Origin of the sequence: Dietzia sp. E1 (assembly GCF_014145015.1) — a bacterium.
Taxonomy (GTDB): Bacteria; Actinomycetota; Actinomycetes; order Mycobacteriales; family Mycobacteriaceae; genus Dietzia; species Dietzia cinnamea_A.
In genome coordinates, this window is sequence record NZ_JAALDU010000487.1 from 1 (window position 1) to 3,006 (window position 3,006).

Below are 3,006 nucleotides of genomic sequence, written 5' to 3' on the forward strand. Positions count from 1 at the left end.
GGCCGGGGCAGGAGCGGCCGGGGAGCCGGTGGAGGTCACGCCGGGCGCCGCGGGGTGGCTCGAGGAACTGCGTGCGGCGGGGGCGGCGGGCCGGGAGGTCAGGCCCGGCGGCTGAGCCCCGGCACGTCGATGATCATGCCGCCGGCGTCGACGGTTGCGCTGGTCGAGGCGGTCGCCGTGAACCCGTGGACCTGCTCGTCGTCGCTCGACATGGTGACCGTGTCCTCGGTGACGTCGAGCGTCATGGAATCCACCGAGAGCACGCGCTCCTCCGCGGATCCGGGCTGGGCGTGCAGCCCGAGGCGCCGGATCATGACGCTGGCGAAGAACACGCTGTAGGTGACGTCCACGTCGACCACGCCGTCGCCGCCCACGCGGGACCGGGTGCCGCTCGGATCGTCGAGGAGCCAGGCGCCCTCATCGTCGCAGGCCAGGTCTATGGACCGCTCGTACTCCTCGGTGCTCACCGTCAGCCCGACCCGACGCAGGGCCTGATCCGAGCCGATCTCCGCGTCGTACTCGACCGTGAAGGCCACGTGCTCGGGGTGCGCCGCGGAGACGATCCGACCGCGGGCACGCGCGGACTCACCCCTGGGGACGATTCTGACCTGCTCGATCACCCTGCCGGTCTCGGAGATCCACGTGTACATGCAGGGAGCCGAGGCGCGCGGCGCTTCGGGCTGCGAAGAGGGCGTCTGAGAAGCGTTCACACCGACCACGGTAGGAAAATCTTCAGTAAAACGCACATCCGGATCCCCCGCCACCTCAGCGCGGACGCAGGTCCACGCGCGCCCGACGCCAGGGGTACAGCGTCACGTTGCGGGACCGCGGCCACTCCCGCCCGCTGCCGACCGGCTCCAGTCGGTACCTCTCGAGGAGCTGCCGGAGGATGACCTCGCCCTCCATCATCGCGAACGACGCGCCGATGCACCGGCGCGCCCCGCCACCGAACGGCAGCCACTCCGTGGGCGTGGGCACCTCGCCCAGGAACCTCCCGGGGTCGAAGTCGAGGGGCGACGGATAGGTCCCCGGCGAGCGGTGGGCCAGGACGATCGACGGCGACACGGTCACGCCCCGCGGGTAGGTGCGCCCGCCGATCGTGGCCGGTTCCTGCAGCTCCCGCATGACCATGGGCACGACCGGGTGCAGTCGCAGGACCTCCTTGAGCACGGCGTCGAGGTACTCCGACCCGTCCCCGGCGATCTCGGCGACGCAGCGCTCCTGGACCCGCGGATGGCGGGCCAGCTCGAGCATCGACCACGCCATGGCGGTGGCCGTGGTCTCGTGCCCGGCCGCGACGAGGGTCATGAGCTGGTCGCGCAGCTCCGCGTCCGAGAGCCCCTGCGCGTCGGTGGCCGAGGCGCGCACCAGCAGCGCCATGAGGTCCCGCCGCTCCTCGAGCGCCGGGTCGCGCCGGGCGGCCTCGATCTCCTCGCCGAGGAACTCGTGGATGGTCTCGAGGTCGCGCACCTCGCGGCTCCACGGCCACAGCCGGCGCAGCGGACCGATCCCCAGCCCGATCATCACGACCGGCCCCGCGTCGACCGCCCGGGCGACGATCGGCCGCATCCGGTCCAGCCGCGCGGAATCGGTCACGCCGAACACGACCCGCAGGATCACCTCGAGGGTGAGCTGGTTGAGCAGGACGTGCGCGCGGACCCGGCCCGAGCGCGGCCACCGGGACAGCTGCTCGGCGGTGACCTCCTCGACGAGCTCGCGGTAGCCGGCGATCTCGCGCCGCCCGAACGCCGGCGCCAGCAGTCGCCGCGCGCGGGCGTGCTCGTCACCGTCCTGCAGCAGGAGCGAGTGGTCGCCCAGGAGGGGACGGAGCAGGTCGTTGCCCTTACCGGCGTGGAAGACCGACGGCGAGCCGGCGAACACGTCCTTGACCTGCGCGGGCTCGGAGACCGCGACGACCTTCCGCCCCCGGGGGATCAGATCGAGCGTGAACGGCACACCGTACCGGCGGGCCGCCGCGGGGAACACGGCCGCGGGAGCGGCGAGGGCGAGCACCGCCTGCAGGAGGCGGGGCGCTCTCGGGCCCGGCGGAAGCCTGTGTGCGACGTCACTGATCATGCGCCCACCGTACGAGTCGCCCGGGCCGACCGCAGCGGGTTCGCTTCCGCGATCCGCGCGCGCCGTGCACCCCTGTGACACCCGCGGGTCGCCGGACGTTCACCGTGATCGTCACCTCGTCGTCGTCGATCGGGTTTACCCTGGGCCGCATGGCCCTGCTCCCGGTGGACACGGACTCGACGCCCGACGACATCGCCGCCCTCCTCGCCGTGGACGCCGCGGTGCGCGCGGCAGTGGGACTCGAGCACGACCGACCCACCGCCACGGCCCTGCACTGGACCGGCGCGGAGGGCATGTGGATGGCCCTCTTGCGGCCCGGTGACGGACGCGCCCTGCTGGCCGGATGGCACCACGAGTTCTCCCTCACCGAGGGCAGCGGGCGCGCCGGCGAGGCCGGCACCGACCTCGTGGGCGACGCACCCGGCTGGTGGCGCCGCGGAGTCGAGCACGCGCGGTCCCGCGGGGCGTACCTGGGGTTCCTCTACGGCTGGGACGGGTCGCGCTGGTGGCGGCTGGACCAGCCCGTCGACGACGGCTTCGATCCCGAACTGTTCCCCGTGACGCGCGCGGCGCTGCGCGACATCATCGACGACCTGGCCGATTCCACGCTCCTCGACGACCCCGACCCGGACGCCGTCGAGGCGCTGCTGGACGCCGGCGCCGGGCTCACCGCCGCGCACCTCGCCGCGGTCCTCCACGCCCCCGACGGCTGGCCGGAGGTCGACCTCGACGCCGGGGTACGCGCCGCCGACGAGTACCGCTCCACGGTCCCCGCCTGACCCCCACGGCCCCTCTGGCGCCCCCGATTTCTGTCACGATGGTCCGGTGAGAAGACTCGGCTACGTCGCGGCGAGGCGCCTCGGCCTGGAGGTGCTCGGCTGGACGCTCGTCGCCCTGGGAGTCGCCGCGCTGTTCCTGCCCGGCCCCGGG

The 3,006-nt window shown here is 73.6% G+C and carries 4 protein-coding genes; 2 read left to right on the top strand and 2 right to left on the bottom strand.

The window, feature by feature from the left end; genetic code table 11:
* Positions 1 to 98 precede the first annotated feature (98 nt).
* Together G6030_RS14360 and G6030_RS14365 are read right to left on the bottom strand one after the other, a co-directional pair.
* Entirely contained in the window at positions 99 to 650 is a 552-nt protein-coding gene (locus tag G6030_RS14360) for a putative glycolipid-binding domain-containing protein (RefSeq protein WP_182643583.1), read from the bottom strand.
* Between the two features lie 115 nt (positions 651 to 765).
* Positions 766 to 2,076 (bottom strand): cytochrome P450, encoded by a 1,311-nt coding sequence (locus tag G6030_RS14365; RefSeq protein ID WP_063972149.1) that lies wholly within the window; start codon positions 2,074 to 2,076, stop codon positions 766 to 768.
* 149 nt (positions 2,077 to 2,225) lie between these two features.
* Here G6030_RS14365 and G6030_RS14370 point away from each other — a divergent pair, with 149 nt between their 5' ends.
* Together G6030_RS14370 and G6030_RS16905 are read left to right on the top strand one after the other, a co-directional pair.
* Positions 2,226 to 2,855: a hypothetical protein gene (locus G6030_RS14370; protein ID WP_063972248.1), complete on the top strand. Its 630-nt coding sequence runs from the start codon at positions 2,226 to 2,228 to the stop codon at positions 2,853 to 2,855.
* A 46-nt stretch (positions 2,856 to 2,901) separates the two neighbouring features.
* Positions 2,902 to 3,006, top strand: a 105-nt coding sequence (locus G6030_RS16905; RefSeq protein WP_347238674.1) for a PGPGW domain-containing protein, incomplete at its 3' end; no start/stop codon positions are given.